This window comes from Janthinobacterium leeuwenhoeki (genome assembly GCF_051380795.1).
Classification (GTDB): Bacteria; Pseudomonadota; Gammaproteobacteria; order Burkholderiales; family Burkholderiaceae_D; genus Janthinobacterium.
Map to the genome: position 1 here is coordinate 1 of NZ_JBNYXT010000066.1, position 4,531 is coordinate 4,531.

At 58.9% G+C, this 4,531-nt stretch carries 4 protein-coding genes and 1 rRNA gene; 1 reads left to right on the forward strand and 4 read right to left on the reverse strand.

Features of this window, described 5'->3' with window-relative positions; all coding sequences use genetic code 11:
• Positions 1 to 457: hypothetical protein (locus ACQ4WS_RS25315; RefSeq protein ID WP_436479708.1), on the forward strand; the 457-nt coding region annotated here is incomplete at its 5' end.
• Here the strand turns inward: ACQ4WS_RS25315 and ACQ4WS_RS25320 are convergent.
• The 4 genes from ACQ4WS_RS25320 to rrf form a co-directional block, all read right to left on the reverse strand.
• Positions 396 to 1,886, reverse strand: a complete 1,491-nt coding sequence (locus tag ACQ4WS_RS25320; protein ID WP_436479709.1) for a DUF3482 domain-containing protein — start codon at positions 1,884 to 1,886, stop codon at positions 396 to 398. The two genes, ACQ4WS_RS25315 and ACQ4WS_RS25320, sit on opposite strands and share 62 nt — an antisense overlap.
• Positions 1,883 to 3,361, reverse strand: a complete 1,479-nt coding sequence (locus ACQ4WS_RS25325; protein ID WP_436479710.1) for a DUF2868 domain-containing protein — start codon at positions 3,359 to 3,361, stop codon at positions 1,883 to 1,885. The genes ACQ4WS_RS25320 and ACQ4WS_RS25325 overlap by 4 nt, the downstream gene beginning before the upstream one ends.
• A gap of 62 nt (positions 3,362 to 3,423) precedes the next feature.
• Complete coding sequence (locus ACQ4WS_RS25330; protein WP_436479711.1) at positions 3,424 to 4,113, reverse strand: phosphatase PAP2 family protein; 690 nt, start codon at positions 4,111 to 4,113, stop codon at positions 3,424 to 3,426.
• A 316-nt stretch (positions 4,114 to 4,429) separates the two neighbouring features.
• A 5S ribosomal RNA gene (rrf, locus tag ACQ4WS_RS25335) occupies positions 4,430 to 4,531 on the reverse strand; the annotation flags it as partial.

The window sequence follows — 4,531 nt, forward strand, 5'->3', positions numbered from 1 at the left end:
TCGCGCTATCGACAAAGCGTTGTGTTTGTCAGCTGCGAAGAAGGAAGAGTATGAAGCATTTCACTACATCCGTCAACTCCTTCTTTACTACTCATCGCCGTTTCCGGTGATCCTCAACTGCCGCAAACTAGTGCGTCTCATTGGGGAGGCGAACTATAGCAAAGCCGCCTTCGGGCAGCAAGCTTTATTTCAGCAATTCTGCAACCGCCATGTTCACATCGGTCGTACTGGCGTTGCAGCCCATGTCAGGCGTACGCGGCTCATGCTTGAGCAGCTGCTCAATGACGCGCAAAACCGCGTCATGACTTCATTGCCACTCCCGTCACCGGCGATGAGCGCGATTTTATGTATGCTCATGGGAAACCCTATTGGAAATAGGCGATGGACGCAGGCATTTACATCTGCTGCGCCACGTCCGGGTACAGACGCGCCAGTACATCGGCAGAGATCGCCGTGATGATGGGCTGCACACGCTCGGCCGCCAGTTCATTGGACTTCTCGCGGCGCACTTCTTTCCACAGCTCGGCCAATGCGCCCTCATGGCGCGCTACGGCTTGCTCGACCTCATCCTGCCAGAAGGCCGGCGCCTCGCTTTCGACAAAGTTACCGCGGCCACGGCCAAAGTGCGCCACGGCCAGATAACGCAGCACGCCCGCCACCACCAGGGTACGCAGGAAGGCATCCGTAAATTGCATGGTGGGCTCATTGCGGTCCGTGCCGGAATTAAAGCCCCAGGCGGCGCCCGCAAACGTCAGCGCACCGACCACGCCGCCAAGCAAGGCGCCCGTACCCAAAGTCAAGCCGCCGGAAATCAGGTCGGCCGACAGACCCGTCGCCGCACCGGAGATCATGGCGCCCAATAGCCCTGCTTGCGCCTTGTCGATCGGCGCGCGCACGGCGAAATTTTCCCGTATCCGGCTATTGATCTTATGCGCATCGGTAGGGTCGAGTTTGTGCAGGATCAAAAGTTCACGCGTGGTGATACCGCTGTGCGCATTGAGCCGCGCCACCAGGCTGGCCATGGCCTTTTCCTGGCGTTGCTGCTCTGCATTCTTGCCGATACCCACTACCTGCAAGGCCGATTTCAACAAGCCCTTGGAGGCGGGCTCGATGGCCTCGCGATCTTGCCCAGCCACCGCCAGCTGGGTGGCCAACAAGTGCATCGCCTGCCGGAAACGCGCCGTATTCTGCTCTTGCCAGGCAGCAAACAGACGCGTATAGCCGGCTTGCTGCGATTGCGGCAACAATTTACCCACGGCTTCGTAAAACACGCGCTCATGTACCCAGCAGCGGGCAAAGGCATCGAGTGCCAGAACATCACGCACAATCGGATACTGCTGCAAATGCTCGCGCCAGCGCGCCTGTTCGCCATGTTCCTCATTGGCCGGACGCGGCGCTCCCATCTGATTGAGCAAGACCACCACCGGCTTATCCAGCCAGGCGAGGATTTTCATTTCCGCCGGCAAGTAGCCCGCATCCCTGGGGTTTTCGGAGGAGTTGACCAGGTACAGCACCACGTCGGCAGAGTCCTTGGCCGTGCGCAGCGCTTGCTGACTGAGCCAGAACGGACGGTCGCGGTACCGGTCCAGCACTTCGCGCAAGAACCAGCCGATGGGGTTGCCCGACTGGCCCAGACGTTTGAGCAGACGCACGGAGTCGCCAAAGCCGGGCGTGTCCCACAATTGCAAGGCATCGCCCTGCGGCGTGGCCAGCAAGGTATGCGATTCCGCAAATACGGTCACGTGGGCGGCATCGCGCACTTCGCCAATGTCCACACCCACTAAAGTGCGCGCCAGGGTCGTCTTGCCATTATTCGTGTGCGAAATCAGCGCGAACTGAATCTGTACCGCCTCATCCTGCACATCTTTATTCACATTCACACTCATGCTGCTGCCGATACTTTCAGCCCGACACCGGCATCGAGCGGGTACAGGGCAGGATTGAGCAAATTGACCCGGGTGGCCGTGGTTTTGTGGAACTGGCAGAACTGTTGCCATAAGGCGACTCTTTCGGCCAAGCGGGCGGCATTATCCACCTGCTCGCCAGCGCGTTCCAGGTAGCTGGACTCGTCGATCAGGACAGCGATGCCGCGTGCCGATGATTGCGCCAGGTAATTGAGGAAGGCGCCATGATTTTCCTTTTCCGGCGTCGCCGTCAGATTGAACAGCACGGCTGTGATATTGACTTGCGGATCATTCAAGTCCGTGTCGCGCAAGACGTCCTGCGGCTCTTCGCCATACGACGTCGATGGGCGCAGCATCATGCGGCCCTGCTCGCCGAACAGCATGAGGGCGATTTGCCCCAGGCCCTTGTGGCGTGCCTCATCGACAGAAAAGCTGTACGGCAAGACGCGCAGCATGCCGCCCGTGGCCACGCCTATGCTTTCATTGAGCTTGCGGAAATACGGTTGATCGAGATCCAGCGGAAAGTGCTTGGCCAGACGCGCGGCGCGCCAGTTGTTGACCAGTGCCAGGATCAGGCGGGGGACGACCACCAGCAGGAAGATGGTTGCCGCATACAAATGCACCCAGCGCGCGCCGCCTTCGACGGTCGTTGTTTGCGGGAAGCGCAGCGCTTCGATTTCCGCCAGCGAAAAGCCTTGCAAATGAAACAGGGCAATGGCCGGCGCAAACAGGGTCGAAAGCAGGCTGTGCACTTGGCCGGCATTCAAAAAAGTGCTTTCCCATCCGGCCGCGTATTGCGAAAGAAAGCCGCGCGCATACAGCGAAGCGACGGCGCCGATGGCAAACATGGCGGCACTCAAGTGGATGGTACGGCTCAGGCGCGCGGCCGTCAGCTTGGCGCTCAAGTGCGCCCATTCCCCCATGAAACTGAGCAAGCCCGAAGACAAGGCGTGCGGCAGCTTGCGCGGCAACGCCAGACGGCCCACGCTCAGGTGGCGCACCAATCCCGCTTTCGGCCACCCGAGGGAGTGCGAGGGGATGCATAGCCAGATCAGCAAACCCAGGTAGACCAGCACATTCCAGGCGATGATCAGCAGCAAGGGTGCCGACAGCAGATCCACGCGATGGGGATCCGTGATGCGGTCCAGCCCGGCGCCCAGCAGCAAAGCCAGCAGGGGCAAGGTCAGCGCCAGAGTCTTCATGCCGTTACGGCGTTTCGCGAAAGCGGCGAAGGCGGGCGTGCGCTCGGTGATGCGCTTGAGGATCAGCTCGGAACGCTGCTGCAGGAAATCGTCACCTGTCACTTCGGTCTGCTTGCCCGAAGCTTGCCACTGCGCAAGCTCACGCGCGCTGCGACTGGCATACATGCGGTCATCCTCGCTGAGGACTTCTTTTTTTTGATCGGCCATCTCGATGGCACGGACCAATACCACCTCTCTCGCAATCTGCTCGTTCATGGTGCTCCTGTTTTTGTATGAAACGACAACTAGACAGGCAGATTGTGACGTACTTTTGTGTTTCAGGCCAACGCGTCCTCGGCCCGGAACAAATTATGCAGCAGATATATCAGGAAAGAAGCGATCCAGGCAGACCACAAGATATGCGTAAAGAATTGCGTACCTTGCAACTGCTGCTGCCAGCCTGCCGCCAAACCGCACAGCAACATGACACCGGCGAGCAAAAGCGCCGTGCGTGGCCGTCCGGGCAGGCAGAACAATGGCAAGGCCAGCATCCACCAGGCAGTGTTCGCATGTGTGGCGGGCAGGCAAACCATGGCAGATGCACTAGCCGGCAACGTTTCCAGCAGGCGCGTATACGGTTCCAGTCCGCCATAGCGCAGCAAATCCGTGGGGCAGGGCACATCGCTGAAGAAAAAGAGCAAATAGATGCTTAGTGGCACCAGAATGGCCGACAGGGCCACGACGCGCAAGGCGCTGCGGCGTGAGCCAGACCAGGCCAGCGGGCGTTGCGTGTCCCAGACCGCCAGGACTATCGCAGCCGCGGCCAGCAAGCTCATGCAGAACTGGAAACTGCCCGCCCACGCGCTGCCAGCGCCGGCAAATTGCCCACGTGCACCGTCGAACATGCTGTCGGCGATCATGAGGTCGAGATTGCTGTAATTGCCGATCCAGAGTATCAGCATGGCCGACAGCATCAAGGCGCTATCGATACCTTTGGGAGTTTTGACGAGTTTAAGCTTGGCCAACATGGATGCACACATTTACTTGATGAGATGAAAAGGACTGGCCGCTCAAGAGCAGCAGCCATGCAAGTCATCGTACAGTGTCAATATGAAGAGAACATGACGGTGCCGGCCGTGCACAACACGGAAGGGGCAAGAGAGTCAAGTGTCGACCTGAATGACGCATCAAAAGCGTTCTGGCATCCCCCGAAAAAGGCTTCACGGCCGATAACTTCGGCCAACTCCGCCGTACGGACAACAAAAAGCGCGCGCCAAGCAAAAGCTGCAGACGAAAAAAAACCCGACCATTTCTGGTCGGGTTTTTCTCTACTACGAATAACAAGCCTGACGATAACCTACTTTCACACTGGTTGCAGCACTATCATCGGCGCAAAGTTGTTTCACGGTCCTGTTCGGGATGGGAAGGGGTGGGACCAACTTGCTA

What these genes read in the sequence shown, in the direction of transcription:
- ACQ4WS_RS25330 (WP_436479711.1), bottom strand. Translation starts at nt 4,113, where the DNA reads ATGTTGGCCAAGCTTAAACTCGTCAAAACTCCCAAAGGTATCGATAGC.
- ACQ4WS_RS25325 (WP_436479710.1), bottom strand. Translation starts at nt 3,361, where the DNA reads ATGAACGAGCAGATTGCGAGAGAGGTGGTATTGGTCCGTGCCATCGAG.
- ACQ4WS_RS25320 (WP_436479709.1), bottom strand. Translation starts at nt 1,886, where the DNA reads ATGAGTGTGAATGTGAATAAAGATGTGCAGGATGAGGCGGTACAGATT.